This window comes from Pseudomonas sp. IT-P4, assembly GCF_949767755.1.
Taxonomy (GTDB): Bacteria; Pseudomonadota; Gammaproteobacteria; order Pseudomonadales; family Pseudomonadaceae; genus Aquipseudomonas; species Aquipseudomonas monachiensis.
Genome location: NZ_CATKPX010000034.1, coordinates 423,019 through 440,596, shown reverse-complemented (window position 1 = coordinate 440,596; position 17,578 = coordinate 423,019). Strand labels below are relative to the sequence as shown.

General features: G+C 61.5%; 17 protein-coding genes. 8 read left to right on the top strand and 9 right to left on the bottom strand.

What is annotated here, in order from left to right; translation table 11 throughout:
- Positions 1-81: 81 nt before the first annotated feature.
- Genes miaA through ACM6IT_RS15290 form a run of 5 tightly spaced genes read right to left on the bottom strand, consistent with a single transcriptional unit; the run spans position 82 to position 6,348 of the window.
- Positions 82-1,053, bottom strand: a complete 972-nt coding sequence (gene miaA, locus ACM6IT_RS15310) for a tRNA (adenosine(37)-N6)-dimethylallyltransferase MiaA (protein ID WP_414914299.1) — start codon at positions 1,051-1,053, stop codon at positions 82-84.
- Positions 1,053-2,963 carry a DNA mismatch repair endonuclease MutL gene (gene mutL / locus ACM6IT_RS15305; RefSeq protein ID WP_056725462.1) on the bottom strand — a complete coding sequence of 637 codons (1,911 nt, stop codon included), beginning with the start codon at positions 2,961-2,963 and terminating at the stop codon, positions 1,053-1,055. The genes miaA and mutL overlap by 1 nt, the downstream gene beginning before the upstream one ends.
- Complete coding sequence (locus ACM6IT_RS15300) at positions 2,960-4,390, bottom strand: N-acetylmuramoyl-L-alanine amidase (protein ID WP_056725463.1); 1,431 nt, start codon at positions 4,388-4,390, stop codon at positions 2,960-2,962. The genes mutL and ACM6IT_RS15300 overlap by 4 nt, the downstream gene beginning before the upstream one ends.
- Complete coding sequence (gene tsaE, locus ACM6IT_RS15295; RefSeq protein ID WP_056725465.1) at positions 4,391-4,861, bottom strand: tRNA (adenosine(37)-N6)-threonylcarbamoyltransferase complex ATPase subunit type 1 TsaE; 471 nt, start codon at positions 4,859-4,861, stop codon at positions 4,391-4,393.
- A complete protein-coding gene (locus ACM6IT_RS15290) occupies positions 4,849-6,348 on the bottom strand; it encodes an NAD(P)H-hydrate dehydratase (RefSeq protein ID WP_414918271.1) in 1,500 nt (499 codons plus the stop codon). The genes tsaE and ACM6IT_RS15290 overlap by 13 nt, the downstream gene beginning before the upstream one ends.
- Positions 6,349-6,411: 63 nt before the next feature.
- On the opposite strand from ACM6IT_RS15290, the gene queG reads away from it, so the two are divergent.
- Positions 6,412-7,491 (top strand): tRNA epoxyqueuosine(34) reductase QueG, encoded by a 1,080-nt coding sequence (queG, locus tag ACM6IT_RS15285; RefSeq protein WP_414914221.1) that lies wholly within the window; start codon positions 6,412-6,414, stop codon positions 7,489-7,491.
- On the opposite strand, the gene ACM6IT_RS15280 is transcribed toward queG, so the two are convergent.
- Positions 7,473-8,084 (bottom strand): trimeric intracellular cation channel family protein, encoded by a 612-nt coding sequence (locus ACM6IT_RS15280; protein WP_056725470.1) that lies wholly within the window; start codon positions 8,082-8,084, stop codon positions 7,473-7,475. The two genes, queG and ACM6IT_RS15280, sit on opposite strands and share 19 nt — an antisense overlap.
- A gap of 159 nt (positions 8,085-8,243) precedes the next feature.
- A complete protein-coding gene (gene orn / locus ACM6IT_RS15275; RefSeq protein ID WP_007995036.1) occupies positions 8,244-8,786 on the bottom strand; it encodes an oligoribonuclease in 543 nt (180 codons plus the stop codon).
- A gap of 107 nt (positions 8,787-8,893) precedes the next feature.
- Here orn and rsgA point away from each other — a divergent pair, with 107 nt between their 5' ends.
- The 4 genes from rsgA to ACM6IT_RS15255 all read left to right on the top strand — a co-directional run bounded on the left by rsgA (position 8,894) and on the right by ACM6IT_RS15255 (position 11,986).
- Positions 8,894-9,925: a small ribosomal subunit biogenesis GTPase RsgA gene (rsgA, locus tag ACM6IT_RS15270; protein ID WP_223541730.1), complete on the top strand. Its 1,032-nt coding sequence runs from the start codon at positions 8,894-8,896 to the stop codon at positions 9,923-9,925.
- Positions 9,926-10,125: 200 nt separating this feature from the next.
- A complete protein-coding gene (locus ACM6IT_RS15265) occupies positions 10,126-10,533 on the top strand; it encodes a TIR domain-containing protein (protein WP_414918270.1) in 408 nt (135 codons plus the stop codon).
- 2 nt (positions 10,534-10,535) lie between these two features.
- Positions 10,536-11,495: a caspase family protein gene (locus ACM6IT_RS15260; protein ID WP_414918269.1), complete on the top strand. Its 960-nt coding sequence runs from the start codon at positions 10,536-10,538 to the stop codon at positions 11,493-11,495.
- The gene (locus ACM6IT_RS15255; protein WP_056725481.1) at positions 11,495-11,986 is read left to right on the top strand and encodes a toll/interleukin-1 receptor domain-containing protein; all 492 of its coding nucleotides are present in this window, start codon (positions 11,495-11,497) and stop codon (positions 11,984-11,986) included. Before ACM6IT_RS15260 ends, ACM6IT_RS15255 begins: the two co-directional genes overlap by 1 nt.
- 51 nt (positions 11,987-12,037) lie before the next feature.
- Here ACM6IT_RS15255 and motB read toward each other — a convergent pair whose 3' ends face one another.
- Together motB and motA are read right to left on the bottom strand one after the other, a co-directional pair.
- Positions 12,038-13,084 (bottom strand): flagellar motor protein MotB, encoded by a 1,047-nt coding sequence (motB, locus tag ACM6IT_RS15250; protein WP_414918268.1) that lies wholly within the window; start codon positions 13,082-13,084, stop codon positions 12,038-12,040.
- A gap of 163 nt (positions 13,085-13,247) precedes the next feature.
- On the bottom strand, positions 13,248-14,099 hold the full coding sequence (gene motA, locus ACM6IT_RS15245) for a flagellar motor stator protein MotA (RefSeq protein WP_015093220.1): 852 nt from the start codon (positions 14,097-14,099) through the stop codon (positions 13,248-13,250).
- Between the two features lie 167 nt (positions 14,100-14,266).
- On the opposite strand from motA, the gene ACM6IT_RS15240 reads away from it, so the two are divergent.
- The 3 genes from ACM6IT_RS15240 to asd are packed head-to-tail and all read left to right on the top strand — an operon-like array spanning position 14,267 to position 17,541.
- Positions 14,267-15,805, top strand: a complete 1,539-nt coding sequence (locus ACM6IT_RS15240; RefSeq protein ID WP_414918267.1) for an HDOD domain-containing protein — start codon at positions 14,267-14,269, stop codon at positions 15,803-15,805.
- A gap of 41 nt (positions 15,806-15,846) precedes the next feature.
- Positions 15,847-16,662, top strand: coding sequence for a rhodanese-like domain-containing protein (locus ACM6IT_RS15235; protein WP_056725488.1), 816 nt, complete (start codon positions 15,847-15,849; stop codon positions 16,660-16,662).
- 18 nt (positions 16,663-16,680) lie between these two features.
- Positions 16,681-17,541 (top strand): archaetidylserine decarboxylase, encoded by an 861-nt coding sequence (gene asd / locus ACM6IT_RS15230; protein ID WP_008048034.1) that lies wholly within the window; start codon positions 16,681-16,683, stop codon positions 17,539-17,541.
- Positions 17,542-17,578 lie beyond the last annotated feature (37 nt).

The window sequence follows — 17,578 nt, the reverse complement described above, 5'->3', positions numbered from 1 at the left end:
TTTAAGGATTCAATATAAAAAATAGGTAATCAGATGGCTTTGGCCGCCACACCCCCAAGGATAGACGGCAATTGCAAGGACTCAGCTCAATATGGAGATGGTCCCAAGGTATTTCAAGGCGCGCGGCAGATTGTCGCAATCCAGACTGTCCAGCCAATGCAGATCAGTCCAACTGCGCAGCCAGGTGAACTGGCGTTTCGCCAATTGGCGCGTGGCAATGATTCCACGCTCCTGCATCTCGGCTGACGTCAGCTTGCCATCCAGGTAGTCCCAGACCTGGCGGTAGCCTACTGCACGTATAGACGGCATCCCGGAATGCAGGTCACCTCTATTACGCAGGGCTACGACCTCGTCAATGAATCCCTGTTCCAACATTAAAGTGAATCTTTGTTTAATTCGCTCGTGAAGTACCTGACGATTTGCCGGAGCAATGGCCAAGTTCGCGACAGTATAGGGCAATTGTTGGTGTCCCGAAGCGGCTGCTTCAGTACTTTGCGCACTTTGTTGCAAACGCAGGGCAGTCATGCTCTGACCGCTGACACGATAAACTTCCAGTGCTCGACTCAAACGCTGCGGATCGTTCGGATGAATCCGCGCCGCGGAAACCGGGTCAATGACCGCCAACTGGTCGTGCAAGGCTTGCCAGCCAAGGCGCGCAGCCTCTTCTTCGATTTGCGCGCGGACCTCGGGATCGGCGGCCGGCATATCCGCCAGACCTTCAACCAAAGCCTTGTAATAGAGCATCGTGCCGCCCACCAGCAGCGGAATTTTTCCGCGCGCGGTGATATCGGCCATGGCTTCCAGAGCGTCACGGCGGAAATCCGCGGCCGAATAGCTCTCGGCCGGGTCGAGAATGTCGATCAGACGATGCGGGTATTGCGCCAGCAGCTCTTTGGAGGGCTTGGCGGTGCCGATGTCCATGCCACGGTAGACCAGCGCCGAATCGACGCTGATCAACTCGCAAGGCAGGACCTTTGTGAGCTCGATGGCCAGGTCAGTCTTGCCGGCGGCGGTCGGGCCCATCAGGAAAATCGCAGGTGGGAACTGGCTCATCAACGACCGCGCAAGAACAGTTTGTCCAGATCGTCCAGGCCCAGTTGGGTCCAGGTCGGTCGGCCATGGTTGCATTGACCGCTGCGCTCGGTGTTTTCCATGTCACGCAGCAGACCGTTCATTTCCGGCAAGGCCAGGCGCCGATTCGCACGAACCGCGCCGTGGCAGGCCATGGTCCCGAGCAATTCGTTCAGGTGCGCCTGAATGCGGTCACTGGTGCCGAATTCCATCAGATCAGCCAGGACGTCGGCGACCAGCCGGTTGGCCTCGGCCTGCTTGAGCAGTGCCGGGATCTGCCGGATCGCCAGGGTTTCCGGGCCCAGGCGCTGCAATTCAAAGCCCAGGCGCTGGAACCAGGCGACATGTTCCTCGGCGCAATCGGCTTCACGCTGACTGACAGCCAGGGACTCCGGCACCAGCAACGGTTGGCCGCTCAGGCCCTCACTGGCCATCGCCACCTTCAAACGCTCATACATAATCCGCTCGTGGGCGGCATGCATGTCCACCAGCACCAGTCCCTGGGCGTTTTCCGAAAGAATGTAGATGCCCTTGAGTTGGGCCAGTGCATAACCCAGCGGCGGGATGTCGTCCTGCCCCTCCGGGAGCGCGACGGCATTGGCCTCGGGCAGCGGCGCAAAAAACTCGCGATAGGCTGCCTGCGCTTCGGCGACAGGCACACCGGACTGCGGTCGCGGCGTGTATTGATACTGATAACCCGCGCCCGAACCCGAGCCCGCCGGCGTATTGAACGACGGCTGAGCCTGTGGCTGTTCCAGCAGCGCATTGGCGGCCAGGCGCATTTCGCCCTGGGGCCCGAATTCACCGGCTTCAAGGCCGGTAGGCCGGACGATGGCCGTGGCGACCGGCGCTGCCAGCTGATCGTCGGGGCGCACATCGCCCAAGGCGCGGTGCAGGGTGCCGTAGAGGAAATCGTGAACCATGCGCCCTTCACGGAAGCGCACTTCGTGCTTGGTCGGGTGCACGTTGACGTCGACGCCGGTCGGATCGACCTCGAAAAACAGCACAAACGTCGGATGCCGACCGTTGAACAGCACGTCGCGATAGGCCTGGCGTACCGCGTGGGCCACCAGCTTGTCGCGCACCGCACGGCCATTGACGAAGAAATACTGCAGGTCGGCCTGGCTGCGGTTGAAGGTCGGCAAACCAACCCAGCCCCACAGATGCAGGCCGTTGCGCTCGATTTCGATCGGCAGTGCCTGCTCCAGGAAACCCGGACCGCAGATCGCCGCCACGCGCCGGGCACGGGCCGCATCATCATGGGCCTCGTGCAGGCTGAGGATGGTCTTGCCGTTGTGGCGCAGATGGAACGCCACATCGAAGCGCGCCAGGGCCAGGCGCCTGATCACTTCTTGCAGGTGATCGAATTCGGTTTTTTCGGTCTTGAGAAACTTGCGCCGCGCTGGCGTGTTGAAGAACAGGTCGCGCACTTCAACCGAAGTGCCCACCGGGTGGGCCGCTGGCTGCACACGGGGCGCCATGTCCCGCCCCTCGGTTTCGACCTGCCAGGCCTGATCGGCGTCGCGGGTGCGGGAAGTCAGGGTCAGGCGCGCAACGGAGCTGATCGATGCCAGGGCCTCGCCGCGAAACCCCAGGCTCATGACCTGTTCGAGGTCTTCCAGGTTGCGAATCTTGCTGGTGGCGTGACGGGCCAGGGCCAGCGGCAGGTCATCTGCGGAAATGCCGCTGCCATCGTCGCGCACCCGCAGCAGCTTGACACCGCCCTGCTCCACATCGACGTCGATGCGCTTGGCGCCGGAATCCAGGCTGTTTTCCAGCAGTTCCTTGATCACCGAAGCCGGCCGCTCGACCACCTCACCCGCGGCAATCTGGTTCGCCAGTCGCGGGCTGAGAAGCTCGATTCGCGCGCCGTTGTTCACGACCTGATTCATTCTTTGGCCGCCAGTTCAGTGCCCGGAATGGTCAGGTGCTGACCGATCTTGAGCTCATCGTTCGACAGGTTGTTGGCGCTGCGCAGGGTCGCGGGCGAAACCTGATAGCGCACGGCGATCATCGCCAGGGTCTCGCCCGGGTTGACGCGGTGATCACGCGGCCCCTGCACAATCTTGCCGGAGTCGCGCAGCCAGGCAATATAAGTGCCCGGTGGCGGGTTCTGCTGGAAGAACTGGCGCACGCCGCTGCTGATTGAACGCGCCAGCGCCTGCTGGTGGCTCGACGCGGCAAGCTTGGAGGCTTCGTTGGCGTTGGAGATAAACCCGGTTTCCACCAGGATCGACGGAATGTCCGGCGATTTCAGCACCATGAACCCGGCCTGTTCGACCCGTTGCTTGTGCAGCGGTGTCACCCGGCCGATGTTGCTCAGCACCTTCTGGCCAACGTTCAGGCTGGAGGTCAGGGATGCCGTCATCGACAAATCGAGCAGTACGCCGGCGAGCATGCGGTCCTTGTCATCGAGGCTGACGTTGCCGGCGCCACCGATCAGGTCGGAGCGGTTTTCGCTGTCGGCGAGCCAACGGGCGGTCTCGGAAGTCGCGCCGCGATCAGACAGGGCAAACACCGAGGCACCGAAAGCGGCGGCAGAAGGCGCGGCGTCGGCGTGGATCGAGACGAACAGGTCTGCGCCTTTCTTGCGGGCAATTTCGGTACGGCCGCGCAGTGGAATGAAGTAGTCGCCGGTCCGGGTCAGTTCGGCGCGGAAGCCTTTCATGCCGTTGACCTGGCGTTGGGTTTCGCGGGCGATCTGCAGCACCACGTCTTTCTCGCGCTGGCCTCGGGAGCCGGAAGCCCCCGGATCTTCGCCACCGTGACCGGCGTCGATCACCACAATGATGTCGCGTTTGCCGGCCGGGGCTGGCGGCAATTTGATAGCAGGCTCCGTCGGCGTGACCGGTACGGCAGGCACAGTGGCGACCGACGGTGTCGGCGCTGGAGGAGGCGCGGCGTCTGCGGCGTTATCGAACAGATCGACCACCAACCGGTTGCCGTACTGGGCGTTCGGTGCCAGGGAAAAGCTTTTCGGCGTCACGGCCTTTTTCAGGTCGATGACCACCCGCAGGTCCGTCGGCGTGCGCTGGGCCGAGCGCATGGCGGTAATCGGGGTGTTCGAGGTATTGACGTTGAGCGGCGCACCGAGGGTCGCGCCATTGATGTCGATGACCAGGCGATCCGGAGCCGTCAGGGTAAAAACGCTGTGCTGCACCGGGCCGGTCAGGTCAAACACCAGTCGCGTGTTGTCCGGTGCCCGCCACAGACGAACACTGTTGACCTTCGAATCGGCCACAGCGTCGACGGTCACCGCCAAAAACAACACCCCTACGGCAGCCACCAACGCGCGAAAGCGCATACCTAACCCCATCATCTATTTGGATTCCAATGCCAAAGCGGCACACCAGGCCTCGCCACGCGAGCCCTGGGATAAAATTTTCAGCGAACGCCCGCTGTCTTGCGGGCTAATGGTAATGGTCAGGTCAGGCTTTGGCAAAAAGCCTGCACCTTTATCGGGCCATTCGATCAGACACAGGGCATCGTCTTCGAAGTAGTCGCGGATACCGAGGAACTCTAGCTCTTCCGGATCGACCAGACGGTACAAATCGAAATGGAAGGCGCGAATGTCGCCGATCTCGTAGGGCTCAACCAGGGTAAAGGTCGGGCTTTTGACTGCCCCGACATGCCCCAGACCGCGGATGATGCCTCGGGACAACGTGGTTTTGCCCATCCCCAGGTTACCCTCAAGGAAGATCAGGCCATGGCCTTGGGTGATTCGGGCAATGCGTGCGCCAAAGTCGCTCATGGCCAGCTCATCGGCCAGATACAGGGTTACTTCAGACACGGTGCTTGCTCCTCCAACAATTGACGAATGGCTGGGATCAGATCACTGGCCGCCAGCCCACGGCCCGATTTTCCTTGTTGTGCCCCGGCATTGGCGTGCAGCCAGACCGCCAGGCAGGCTGCGTCGAATGGCTCCATGCCCTGGGCCAGCAATGCGCCGACCAGACCGGCCAGCACATCGCCCAAACCGGCGGTGGCCATGGCCGGGTGCCCCTGATGACACAGCGCCAGACGCCCATCGGGATGGACGATCAGGCTGCCGGCACCTTTCAGGATGACGACAGCTGTATATTTTTTGCTCAAGGCATGGGCTGCGGCGGGACGGTCAGACTGAACGTCGGCAGTGCTCACCCCAAGCAAGCGTGCCGCTTCGCCCGGATGCGGAGTGATCACGCAATTACCGGGCAAACTCACACGCTCCCCGGCCAACATGTTCAGCGCATCGGCGTCCCAGACTTGCGGCAGCGGTGCATTGGCAGCGGCCGACAACAAGCTGCGCCCCCATCCAGCCTGGCCCAGCCCCGGACCGACAACCAATACAGAAATTTTTTGAAGCAAACCCATCAATTGATTGGCCGACGAAGTGCCCAGCACCATCGCCTCGGGGATCCGCGCCAGCGCGGCGGACACGTGTTCGCTGCGGGTCGCCACCGACACCATGCCCGCTCCGCTGCGCAGCGCACTTTGCGCGCTCAGCAGGATCGCGCCACCCAACCCACGGTCGCCACCGATCAGCAACACATGGCCGAACTTACCTTTGTGGGAAGCCTGTGCCCGCGCCATTGGACGCGGCAGATTAGCAGCGGTCAGGCGACGGGCGGAGAAAGCAGCGCCTTCTATTAGCTGTGGGTCCGCGTGCAAGTCGTTGAACACCAGCTCACCGACCACATTGGCCGCCTCGCCGGTGAACAACCCCACCTTCAAGCCAATGAACGTGACCGTCAGGTCGGCACGCACGGCATGACCAAGGATGCGCCCCGTATCCGCACACAACCCTGACGGAATATCCACCGCCGCAACCGGCAGCCCGCTGGCATTGATCGCGACGATGGCGCTGGCATAGGGATCACGCACGTCACCGCTCAGACCGGTGCCAAGCAAAGCATCCAGCACGATGCCGCGCAATCCGGATTGTGCCGTCCAGGGCTCGATGAGCACGTTTTCGGACACCGCCTCGGCATGGGCCAACTCCGCATCCCCCTGCAAGCGCTGCGGATCCCCCACCGCCAGCACCCGCACCGACCAACCGGCACGCTGGGCCAACACAGCCACCAGGTAGCCGTCGCCTGCGTTATTGCCATGCCCGGCCAGCACGCTCAGTTCGTTCGCGGTCGGCCATTGCCGCACCAGCGCCCGCCACGTCGCCCGCGCCGCGCGCTGCATCAATTCGAAGCCCGCTGTGCCGGCGGCGATCAGGCTCGCGTCGAGCGCTCGCACCTGGGCGGCACTGTACAGCGCGTCGGGTAATTCATCTTTAGTGTGCGGCATGCGTCTTCGGGCTCCGATGTCTGGCAGAATTATACGCACCTCAGCTCCGGTTTCTCTCGTCTCATGCCCGCTATTACCACAGACCTGCCCGCCCTCGCCCAATCCATCAAGGACTGGGGCCGTGAGCTTGGCTTTCAGCAAGTCGGCATCAGCGGCCTCGACCTGGCCGAGCATGAGCAGCACCTGGAACGCTGGCTCGAAGCTGGCTACCACGGCGAAATGGACTATATGGGCGCCCACGGCAGCAAACGCTCGCACCCCGAAGAGCTGGTGCCGGGTACGTTGCGCGTGGTATCCCTGCGCATGGACTACCTGTCCGGCGACACGCAGATGGCAAAAATGCTCGCCCAACCGGAAAAAGCCTACGTCTCCCGTTATGCCCTGGGTCGCGATTACCACAAGCTGATCCGCAAACGCGTTCAGCAACTGGCAGAAAAGATTCAGGCCGAGATTGGACCATTTGGCTTCCGCGCTTTTGTCGACAGTGCCCCGGTGCTGGAAAAAGCCATCGCCGAACAGGCGGGTCTTGGATGGATCGGCAAAAACACCCTGGTCTTGAATCGCAAGGCCGGCAGTTACTTTTTTCTCGCCGAACTGTTCGTCGACCTGCCACTACCGGTCGACCCGCCCCACGCCACCGAACATTGCGGGCGGTGCAGCGCCTGCCTCGACATTTGTCCGACCAACGCCTTCGTCGGCCCCTATGTGCTGGATGCCCGACGCTGCATTTCCTACCTGACCATCGAACTCAAAGGCGCGATCCCTGAAGATTTGCGACCGTTGATCGGCAACCGGGTGTTCGGTTGCGATGACTGTCAGATCGTCTGTCCGTGGAACCGCTTCGCCCGCCCGTCCGGTGAAGGCGACTTCAAGCCGCGGCACAATCTGGACAATGCCGGACTGGCGGAACTGTTCATGTGGGATGAGGACAAATTCCTGAGCAGCACCGAAGGCTCGCCGCTACGCCGGACCGGTTACGAAAACTGGTTGCGCAACCTGGCGGTGGGGCTGGGGAATGCGCCTTCAACGATTCCGGTGCTGGAGGCGCTTAAGGCTCGTCGGGAGCACCCTTCGGAACTGGTGCGTGAGCATGTCGAGTGGGCATTGCGGCAACACGCTGAACGTCAGGCTTCGTCGTTGTAGACGAACTTCGGCATTTCCCAATGAAAACGGATCGCCAGCAAGCGCAGCAAAAAGCCGCCGAACAAGGTGATCAGAATCGATTGCCCATCGGGTAATTGCAGGTAGATACACAGCATGTAACACCACGCCGCCGCAAACGAAACGCTGGCATAGAGCTCACGCCGGAAGATCAGCGGAATATCGTTGCAGAAAATGTCCCGCAGGATGCCACCGAAAACGCCGGTGATCACGCCACTGACGGAGGCGACCAACATGCCATGGCCCATTTCCAGGGCGGTGATGCAGCCGATCAGGGTGAAGGCTACGAGCCCCATGGCATCGAGCACCAGGAAAAGTGAACGCAGATGGCGCATCCAGCGCGCCGTGAACACCGTGATCATGGCGGCAGCCGTGGTCAGCACCAGGTATTCCGGGTGTTTGACCCAGGTCAGCGGATAGTGCCCGAGCAGCACATCACGTACCGAACCGCCCCCCAACGCCGTGACGCAAGCGATCAGCACCACACCGAACCAGTCCATGCCGCGACGGCCGGCAGAGAGGGCGCCGGTCATGGCTTCGGTGGTGATGGCGATCAGGTAGAGCATCAGCAGCATGTTGGCGGTCCTTGCAGAAAGGCGCGCAGTCTACTCACTTCACCAAAGCCTACAACCCCCCCTGTAGGAGCTGCCGCAGGCTGCGATCTTTTGACTTTGGTGTTCAAGATCAAAAGATCGCAGCCTGCGGCAGCTCCTACATAAGGACCGTGGGCCGTATCAGAACTTGATGAAATGCTTGCGGTAGTGCTGCAACTCGGCGATCGATTCGCGGATGTCGTCCAGCGCCAGGTGGGTGCTGCCCTTCTTGAAGCTGTCACGCACATCCGGTGCCCAGCGCGCAGCCAGTTCTTTGAGCGTGGAAACGTCGAGGTTGCGGTAGTGGAAATAGCTTTCCAGAGATTTCATGTGGGTATAAAGAAAGCGACGGTCCTGGCAGATGCTGTTGCCGCAGATCGGCGACTTGCCCTTCGGCACCCACTTCTCCAGGAAGGCGATGGTTTCGGCTTCGGCTTCGGCCATGCTGATGCGGCTGTCGCGAACCCGCTGGGTCAGCCCGGAACCGCCGTGCTGACGAGTATTCCACTCGTCCATGCCAGCGAGGATTTCGTCGCTGTGGTGAATGGCGATCACCGGGCCTTCGGCCAGGGTGTTCAGGTCACTGTCGGTGACGATGGTGGCCATTTCGATGATGACGTCCGTGTCCGGGTTCAGACCGGTCATCTCCAAGTCGATCCAGATCAGGTTCTGTGGGTTTTGCATGTGTCGGCTCCTAGGCAATGCTGCGCAGTTTAGCCTAGGCCGGTGGCCGGGCGTGCTAAACTCGCGGCCGTTTTACCTAATCGCTGCATTCTTGATACGGAACACCCATGGCCAAACGCCAACTCAATCGTCGTCAAAACTGGCGCATCGAAAAGATTCAGGGCGAACGCGCTGCCCGCGCCGCCAAACGCGAGTCCTCGGCCGTCGAGGCGCTTGAGGGCGGCGATCTGGGCCCGGAACAGCACGGTCTGGTGATCGCGCACTTCGGTGTGCAGGTCGAAGTCGAGGCCCGTGATGGCGAACTGGCCGGCCAGGTGTTCCGTTGCCACCTGCGCGCCAACCTGCCGGCGCTGGTGACCGGCGATCAGGTGGTCTGGCGTGCCGGCAACCAGGGCATCGGCGTGATCGTGGCGCAACTGCCGCGCAACACCGAGCTATGTCGCCCGGACAGCCGTGGTCAGCTCAAGCCGGTTGCGGCCAACGTCGACATGATCGTCATCGTGTTTGCACCGCTGCCCGAGCCCCATGCCAACCTGATCGACCGTTACCTGGTGGCGGCCGAACATGCAGGCATCAAGCCACTGTTGCTGCTGAACAAATTCGACCTGATCGACGAAAACAACGCTCCTGCACTGAACGCCTTGCTCGCCGTATACCGCACCCTCGGCTACCCGGTGCTGGAAGTGTCGGCGCACCACGGCAACGGCATGGAGCAATTGCAGACGCAGCTGGACGGACGCATCAGCGTGTTCGTCGGCCAGTCCGGTGTCGGCAAGTCATCGCTGGTCAACAGCCTGCTGCCGGAAGTCGAAACCCGCGTCGGTCCGCTGTCCGAGCTGTCTGGCCAGGGTACCCACACCACCACCACCGCGCGGTTGTTCCACTTCCCCGGCGGCGGTGAGTTGATCGACTCCCCGGGTATCCGCGAATTCGGTCTGGGCCACGTCAGCCGTGCCGACGTCGAAGCCGGCTTCATCGAGTTCAACGATCTCCTCGGCACCTGCCGCTTCCGTGACTGCAAGCATGACCGCGAACCGGGTTGCGCCCTGCTCAAAGCCCTGGAAGACGGCCGCGTGCAGCAGCAACGGATGAACAGCTACCGCTCGATCATCGCCAGCCTGCCGGAAAACGGCTACTAAACAGACGTGCCGACCGCCCTGCCTTCAGCGGGGCGGCCGACGGCTGGATCTTCCCCCCCTCTTAAACATCAGACCTTTCTGTAAGACGTACGCACGCTCGCTTGTAGGGCATTTCTCTTTCCGCGCCGACACCTTGTGGCCGCCCTGCATTCGCCTAAGTTCAAACCCTCTTCGCACTCCAGCGACTCCGAGGGACACCCATGCAAACCTACCACCTGTTCATCAGCCACTCGTGGAACTACTCCGACGCCCACGACAATCTCGTGCGCCTGCTCAACGCCAAGCCCGGTTTCACATACAAGAATTTTTCGGTACCGCCGGACAACCCGATCGTCGGCGCGAAAACCGACAAACAACTTGAGGAGGCCATCGAAAACAAGATTCGCCCGTGTTCGGCGGTATTGATCATGGCCGGGATGTACTCCACCTACAGCAAGTGGATCAACAAGGAAATCGAGATCGCCAAGCGCATGGGCAAGGTGATCATTGCGATCAAGCCGTTCGGTGCCGAGCGCATTTCCATGGTGGTACGTGACGCGGCACATGCCGAATGTGCGTGGAACACCAACAGCATCATCGATGCGATTCGCCAGCATACGGCGGTGTAACCATGCGCAAGGGACTGTTTATCGGCATCAACGACTACACCCATGTGTCACGCCTGAGCGGCTGCAGCAATGACGCCATGGCCATGGCCTCCGTGCTCAAGACCGACGCCAATGGCGATCCGAACTTCAAGAACATCGTACTGACCTCCGCCGAGGACTATCTGAGTCGGGAAAAACTCGAAGACCAGATCCGTGAGCTGTTTGCCGGCGACTGCAATGTCGCGCTGCTGTATTTCGCCGGCCACGGCTGCTTCGACACTGACACCGACGAAGGCATGTTGATCCCGCAGGATTACAAGAGTGCCAAGGACGGGATTCGCCTCAGCGACATTCTCAACTGGGCGAGCAAGGCCACGAAGATCAAGAACAAAGTGATCATTCTCGACTGTTGCCAGAGCGGCTCGGCCGGCGAACTGCGCGCCTTGCGCAGTGAGGGCAGCGTGGTCGGCGAAGGCATGACCATCCTGACCGCCTGCAAAAAGGAAGAACCGGCGATGGAGGGCGTGCAGCACGGTGTGTTCACCGGATTGTTGCTCCAGGCCCTGCACGGTGGCGCAGCGAACATCCTGGGCAAGATCACTCCCGGCAGCCTTTATTCATTTGTCGACAACGCCCTCGATGCCTGGGAACAGCGTCCGGTGTTCAAGACCAACGTGTCGCAGTTCATCTCCCTGCGCGAAGTGTCGCCGCTGATCCCCAAGGAGATCCTGCGCAAACTCCCCGAATGGTTTGCCGAAGCGGAGTCGGTGTACCCCCTCGCCCCCAGCTTTGAGCCCACCGAACCCGAGTTCAACCCGGAACAGGGCGAGGTCTTCGCCCAACTGCAAAAGTGCAACCGCCACAGCCTGGTCGAACCGGTGGACGCCGAACACATGTACTACGCCGCCATCCACGCCACCGGCTGCCGCCTCACCGCCCTCGGCGCCTATTACCGCGAACTCGCGATCAAGGGACATTTCTGATGCCAGTGTTTATCAGCTACCGCCACATGGACCGCGCCCACGCGGTTCACATCAACACACGCCTGATCCAGGCCAACATCAAGACCTACCTCGACGTGCTGGATGCCGAATCCCAGACCACCGACGACATCACCGGGGTGATCACCCGCAACATCAGCGAATGCACGCACCTGCTGGCAGTGGTATCGGAGAAAACCGCGCTGTCCTGGTGGGTGCCGTTCGAAATCGGTGAGGCGACGATCACTAATCGGCGTATCTGCTCGTTCAAGACCGGCCCGACAGAGCTGCCGTTGTACCTAGATAAATGGCCGAAGCTGATCAGCGACCGGGACATCGACTTCTTTATCGATGCCTATCGCAACGAGTCGACGCTCAAGCGTTCGATGTCACTGGATTCGGTGACCGGTAGCGAGTCGGTGCGCAGCGTCAACAAATCCAATGCGGATCGCTTTCACGCCGACCTCAAGTCCCGAGTCATCCGCGGCTTTTAACGTAGAAAACGCCGACAAAAAAGCCGACATCGCTGTCGGCTTTTTTATCGGTCACTGTTTGGGCGGTTCAGCCGGTTTGGCTGGCTCGCCCGGTTTCGGTGCCGGGTCGTCGAACAGGTTCAGACGCTCACGCAGTTCATGAGCCGGCAGAGGCTCCTTGTCCGCCGGCAACGCGTTCGGATCGACCGGCTTAGCCGGTACGGCTCCCGGAGCGGCCGAACCCTGCGGTGCATCAGGAGCAGGCTCCGCCCCTTGCGAACCTTCGATCGCTCGCTGGGCTTTTTTCGTCAGTACGACGATGTCGATACGGCGGTTCACCGGGTTGAACGGATGCTCGCGATCGAACAGGGCCGACGAGGCATAGCCGACCACCCGTGCCACCTGAGCATCCGGATAGCTGCCCGCCACTAGCGCACGCCGTGCGGCGTTGGCACGATTGGCCGAAAGCTCCCAGTTACCGAATTCACCGGTGCCGGTGTATGGCTTGGCATCGGTGTGGCCGCTGATGCTGATCTTGTTCGGCACCGCCTTGATGGTGTCGGCCATGGCCAGCAGGATGTCTTCGAAATACGGCTTCAAGCGAGCTGAGCCTGAGTCGAACATCGGGCGGTTTTCCGCGTCCATGATCTGGATGCGCAGGCCGTCCTGAGTGATCTCGAACAGGATCTGGTCCTTGAACTTCTGCATCTGCGGGTTTTCTTCGACCTTGTTCTGCAATTCTTGCAGCAACAGTTCGAGGCGCTCTTTTTCGACCTGCTCGGCCATGCCTTCGACCTGATCGGTATCGATGGTGACCTTGTCCGGTTGTGGTTGGGACTTCACCTCCGGGTTGAGAGTGTTTTCCGGCGCCAGGGTCGGTGTGCCGCCCAGATCGATGATGTAGGGCGTGCCGCTTTCGGAAAAGCCGATCGGGTCCTTGAAGTAACCGGCGATGGCAATCTTCTGTTCCGGCGTGGCGGTGGACAGCAGCCACAACACCAGGAAGAACGCCATCATCGCCGTGGCGAAGTCGGCGAAGGCGATTTTCCAGGCGCCCCCGTGATGCCCGCCGGCGATGCGCTTGACGCGCTTGATGATTATCGGCTGGTTATTTTCCATGGAGAGTGCTCTGTCTCACAAATACTGTTCCTTTTTGACGGTGCCTGTTGTCGCCATACTGCGTTGCCGCTCCTCGCCATAGCGGGGGCTATGACTCGTCGCGGCGCCTTGTCTGGCAACAACAGTCACTCGCCAAAAAGGAGCGTATTTGCGAAACAAAGCACTAACGACCGCGAACCGCTTGTTCCAGCTCGGCGAAGCTTGGACGGTGCGCCGGGTACAGGACCTTGCGCCCGAACTCCACGGCCAGCGATGGCGGCATGCCGGAAGCCGAAGCCACCAGCGAGGCCTTGATGGCTTCGTAGACGTTCAGTTCTTCCTTGGCATCGTGGGCCAGGGAATGGGCCAGCGGGCCGAAGAAGCCGTAGGCGGCGAGAATACCGAAGAAGGTACCCACCAATGCCGCACCCACGTGCAGGCCGATGGACTTCTGGTCGCCCTCACCCAACGAAGCCATGGTCACCACGATCCCCAGTACCGCCGCGACGATACCGAAACCAGGCATGGCATCGGCGATGCCGTTGACGGCGTGGGATGGATGCTCAAGGTCTTCCTTGAGGCTGAACAGCTCCATGTCGAACAAGCCTTCCAGCTCGTGGGGAGCCATGTTGCCGGAGGACATGATGCGCAGGTAATCGCAGATGAACGCGGTCATGCGCTCGTCCTTCAGCACCGTCGGGTACTTGGCGAAGATCGGGCTCGCGGCGGCATCTTCGATGTCGCCTTCGATGGCCATCATGCCTTCGCGGCGGCTCTTGTTGAGGATCTCGTAGATCAGGCCCAGCACTTCCAGGTAGAAGGCGTGGTTGAAACGCGAACTGAACATGCTCAGGGACTTCTTGAGCACGTGCATCGTCATATAGCCGGGGTTGGCCTGCAAGAAGGCGCCGAGGGCCGCGCCGCCGATGATCATGACCTCGAAAGGCTGGATCAGGGCGGCAATCTTGCCGTGGGAAAGCACGTATCCGCCGAGCACGCTCGCGAATACGACGATGATGCCGATAATTTTAGCCATAGGTTAGGAGAGCACTTACTGAGTCGGGTTCAAGGTCATATTCGGAAGTTAAAAAATCTCTTCTTCTACTTATCGGCAAAACTGCGCCAGACTATAGCCAGTTCAGGCGAAAAGCTAATTTGACCCCTTGCGGGCACAGGTACTGTTGACGATGATCGCCTCCCACCATGGTTAACGAAACGAACGCCCCAACCCCGAAACCGACCACTCTCGAAGGCTGGGTCAAGCTTCTCGATGGCGTGCGCCTGCCGGTTCCGCAAGCCAGCCACGACCGGGTCTGCAAGGCCATCCGCGACAATCGCAGCTCGTTGCGCGATATCGCCGACCTCATGCAAGGCAGCCCGGCCCTGGCCTTGAGCGTGATTCGCGAAGCCAACCGGCATACCCACGGCGGCATGACCGAGCCTGCGGAAAACCTTGAAGTTGCGATCAATCGCCTCGGCCTGAAACGCACCGAAGAACTGCTCGCGCGCCTGCCCGCCGAACCCCAGTCCGAGATTCCCAAAGCCCTGCGTCAGTTGCAGATGATCAGCCAGCACGCCACGCAACAGGCCAATGGCTTTTTTGCCAGTCGCCTGGCGCGCCTGTGGCAGGACATCCACTGGGGCAGCCTGCTGTTTCTTTCGCCCCTGTGGCCGCTGGCGCTGACCCATCCGAAACTGCTCGAAAACTGGGAGCTGCGGGTCATCCATAAAGGTGAATCGGCACGCAAAGTCGAACAGCAACTGTTTGGCGTACGCCTGCTGGAGATTGGCCAGGCACTGGTGGAGGTCTGGCACCTGCCGATCTGGGTGCAGCAAGGCTATCGACTGCTGCTCACCGAGGAGCGGGAACTGGTGAAGGTCCTGCGTATTGCCCGTGACAGCGAGCATCCACTGCGCCAGCAGAACCGCCTCGATGACGATCCGACCCTGCGCCGCTGGCTCAATCAACCGGCCAATACCGTGCTGCTGGCCAACGGGCTGGCGCTGTCGGCGCAACACGCCTGGGACAGCCCCCACAGTGAGCGCTGGCAGTACCTGACCAGCCTTTACCTGCAAATGCCAATGGACGAGCTGCAGCAACAACTGCACCAGCAAGCCGCCAACAGCGCACGCCAACACGCCATGCCCGACCTCTGGCACCCCGCCGAGTCGCTGATCTGGCCGTGGGGCATGAACCGTGTCCACGCAGGCTTGCTGCCGGCAGCGGCACCCACCGCCGAAGACCTGGCGAAGTGGCGCAAGCAATGCGCCGAACTGCTGGTCGAGCCGAGTCGTTTCACCAATGCCATGCACTTGACCATCGCCGCCCGGGACGCCCTCGTGGCCTGCGGCATGCGCCGGGTGATGATCCTGATGGCCGACCGCACCCACGCCAATCTGCGCGTGCACCAAACGGCCGGCCTGCCGAAGGAGGCTGCCGGGTTGAATTTCGTGGTCAGCCAGAGCAACGTGTTGCAACGCCTGCTCGCGCAACAGGCCCAGGTGCGACTGACGCCAACCAACAACGCGCAATTCTCGGCCCTGCTGCCCAACAGCCTGCGTTCGCAGTTCAATGGTGAACACTTGCTGCTGCGCTCGCTGGTCAACAATGGCCGGGTGATCATGATCGTCGTGGCGGATCAAGGCGGCGGGCCGTTTTCGGAAATTTCCGTACAGGCCTTCGGCAAAACCGCGCAGTGCATCGAAAAAGCCCTGCACAGCTTTAGCCACCGTGGCCAATAAGCTGCGTTACAATCCTCCCTTTTGTGCTCTGGAGACCTCACATGTCTGACTTCTCTGGCTTGCCGCTGGTGATCGAGCCGAGCGACTTGCTCCCTCGCCTCGACGCCCGCGAACTGATTCTGGTGGACTTGACCAGTCCCGCCCGCTACGCCGAAGGGCACATTCCCGGCGCACGCTTTGTCGATCCGAAACGCACACAGCTCGGCCAGGCCCCCGCCCCGGGGCTGATGCCCCCGCAGGCAGCACTCGAAGCGCTGTTTGGTGAACTGGGACACAACCCCGACGCGATCTACGTGGTGTATGACGACGAAGGCGGCGGTTGGGCCGGGCGCTTCATCTGGCTGCTGGATGTCATCGGCCACAGCAAGTACCACTATATCGACGGCGGCCTGACGGCCTGGCTGGCGGAAGGCTTGCCCATGTCGATCCAGATCCCGCCACCGGTGGGCGGCCCGGTTTCACTGACCTTGCACGACGAACCCACCGCCACCCGCGAATACCTGCAAAGCCGCCTCGGCGCCGCCGACCTGGCAATCTGGGATGCACGCGGGCCGCAGGAGTACTCCGGCGAGAAAGTCCTGGCAGCCAAGGGCGGGCACATTCCCGGCGCGGTCAATTTCGAATGGACCGCGGGCATGGATCGGGCACGCCAGTTGCGCATCCGCACCGACATGCCGCAGATCCTCGAACAACTCGGGATCAGCAAAGACAAAGAAGTGATTACCCACTGCCAGACTCACCATCGTTCTGGCTTCACCTATCTGGTGGCCAAATCCCTCGGTTATCCGCGGGTCAAAGGCTACGCCGGCTCCTGGGGCGAATGGGGCAACCATCCCGATACCCCGGTAGAAATTTAAGATTTTTAAGGACCGTTAATGAACAAGCGTCTGTTTCTCCTCGGCCAGTACCTGCTGCCCCACAACCTGCTCTCGCGACTGGCCGGCTGCATCGCCGAATGCCGCGTTCGCTGGTTCAAGAATGCCTTTACCGCCTGGTTCGCCAAGCGTTATCAGGTGGACATGTCCCAGGCGCTGGTCGAAGACCTGACCGCCTACGAGCACTTCAACGCGTTCTTCACCCGTGCATTGAAAGACGGTGCCCGTCCATTGGACGAAACCCCGGGCGCGATCCTCAGCCCCGCCGACGGTGCGATCAGCCAGCTCGGCCCGATCGAGCACGGCCGCGTGTTCCAGGCCAAGGGCCACAGCTTCAGCGTGCTGGAACTGTTGGGTGGCGATGCGGCAAATGCTGCGCCGTTCATGGGGGGCGACTTCGCGACCATCTACCTGTCGCCGAAGGACTACCACCGCGTGCACATGCCGCTGGCCGGCACCCTGCGCGAAATGGTCTACATCCCGGGCCGCCTGTTCTCGGTCAACCAGACCACCGCTGAAAACGTTCCGGAACTGTTCGCCCGCAACGAGCGCGTGGCGTGCATTTTCGACACCGAGCGCGGGCCAATGGCCGTGGTGCTGGTGGGCGCGATGATCGTGGCGTCGATTGAAACGGTGTGGGCCGGCCTGGTCACGCCGCCGAAGCGCGAGCTGAAAACCTTCCGCTACGACGAAGCCGCGCGCGCGCCGATCCACCTGGAAAAAGGTGCGGAGCTGGGACGCTTCAAACTGGGTTCGACCGCTGTCGTGCTGTTCGGGCCGGATCAGGTGAAGTGGGCTGAAGAAATGACCGCCGGTACTGCGGTGCAGATGGGTCAGGGCATGGGCTCGCCAAAAGCTTAAAGACCGAGCTGCATCCCTGTGGGAGCGCCGCACCGCC

Coding starts and splice junctions, on each gene's coding strand:
- mutL (WP_056725462.1), bottom strand. CDS start 2,963: ATGAATCAGGTCGTGAACAACGGCGCGCGAATCGAGCTTCTCAGCCCG.
- rsgA (WP_223541730.1), top strand. CDS start 8,894: ATGGCCAAACGCCAACTCAATCGTCGTCAAAACTGGCGCATCGAAAAG.
- ACM6IT_RS15265 (WP_414918270.1), top strand. CDS start 10,126: ATGCAAACCTACCACCTGTTCATCAGCCACTCGTGGAACTACTCCGAC.
- miaA (WP_414914299.1), bottom strand. CDS start 1,053: ATGAGCCAGTTCCCACCTGCGATTTTCCTGATGGGCCCGACCGCCGCC.
- asd (WP_008048034.1), top strand. CDS start 16,681: ATGAACAAGCGTCTGTTTCTCCTCGGCCAGTACCTGCTGCCCCACAAC.
- ACM6IT_RS15300 (WP_056725463.1), bottom strand. CDS start 4,390: ATGATGGGGTTAGGTATGCGCTTTCGCGCGTTGGTGGCTGCCGTAGGG.
- orn (WP_007995036.1), bottom strand. CDS start 8,786: ATGCAAAACCCACAGAACCTGATCTGGATCGACTTGGAGATGACCGGT.
- motB (WP_414918268.1), bottom strand. CDS start 13,084: ATGGAAAATAACCAGCCGATAATCATCAAGCGCGTCAAGCGCATCGCC.
- motA (WP_015093220.1), bottom strand. CDS start 14,099: ATGGCTAAAATTATCGGCATCATCGTCGTATTCGCGAGCGTGCTCGGC.
- ACM6IT_RS15260 (WP_414918269.1), top strand. CDS start 10,536: ATGCGCAAGGGACTGTTTATCGGCATCAACGACTACACCCATGTGTCA.
- ACM6IT_RS15235 (WP_056725488.1), top strand. CDS start 15,847: ATGTCTGACTTCTCTGGCTTGCCGCTGGTGATCGAGCCGAGCGACTTG.
- ACM6IT_RS15280 (WP_056725470.1), bottom strand. CDS start 8,084: ATGCTGCTGATGCTCTACCTGATCGCCATCACCACCGAAGCCATGACC.
- ACM6IT_RS15290 (WP_414918271.1), bottom strand. CDS start 6,348: ATGCCGCACACTAAAGATGAATTACCCGACGCGCTGTACAGTGCCGCC.
- ACM6IT_RS15240 (WP_414918267.1), top strand. CDS start 14,267: ATGGTTAACGAAACGAACGCCCCAACCCCGAAACCGACCACTCTCGAA.
- ACM6IT_RS15255 (WP_056725481.1), top strand. CDS start 11,495: ATGCCAGTGTTTATCAGCTACCGCCACATGGACCGCGCCCACGCGGTT.
- queG (WP_414914221.1), top strand. CDS start 6,412: ATGCCCGCTATTACCACAGACCTGCCCGCCCTCGCCCAATCCATCAAG.